Annotated in this window: 1 rRNA gene; it reads left to right on the top strand. The window is 53.4% G+C overall.

The features are described from left to right. Positions 1-83: 83 nt before the first annotated feature. A 23S ribosomal RNA gene (locus tag A4U59_RS20555) occupies positions 84-545 on the top strand; the annotation flags it as partial.

Genomic DNA, 545 nt, shown 5'->3' with positions numbered 1-545 from the left:
AAAGTTGTTCCTTGAAAACTGGATAACGATTATCAAGCAAGTAAAGCAAGGCAAGCACGTATGTGCTTGCGCCTGAATAGCCAGGTTAAGCTAGAAAGGGCGCACGGTGGATGCCTTGGCACTAGGAGCCGATGAAGGACGGGACTAACACCGATATGCTTCGGGGAGCTGTAAGCAAGCGTTGATCCGGAGATTTCCGAATGGGGGAACCCACTGCCCGTAATGGGGCAGGATCCTTATCTGAATCCATAGGATAAGGAAGGCAGACCCGGGGAACTGAAACATCTTAGTACCCGGAGGAAGAGAAAGCAAATGCGATTTCCTGAGTAGCGGCGAGCGAAACGGAAACAGCCCAAACCAGAAGGCTTGCCTTCTGGGGTTGTAGGACACTCATTGTGGAGTGATAAAGGAACGGCGTAAGCGAATCGGCCTGGAAAGGCCAGCCAGAGGAGGTAACAGCCCTGTAGCTGAAACGCCGTTCCCTCCCGAGTGGATCCTGAGTACGGCGGGACACGTGAAATCCCGTCGGAATCCGGGAGGACCAT

Origin of the sequence: Bacillus marinisedimentorum (assembly GCF_001644195.2) — a bacterium.
Classification (GTDB): domain Bacteria; phylum Bacillota; class Bacilli; order Bacillales; family Bacillaceae_O; genus Bacillus_BL; species Bacillus_BL marinisedimentorum.
Note: the sequence above shows the minus strand (reverse complement) of the source record. Positions and strands in the feature narration are given on the sequence as shown.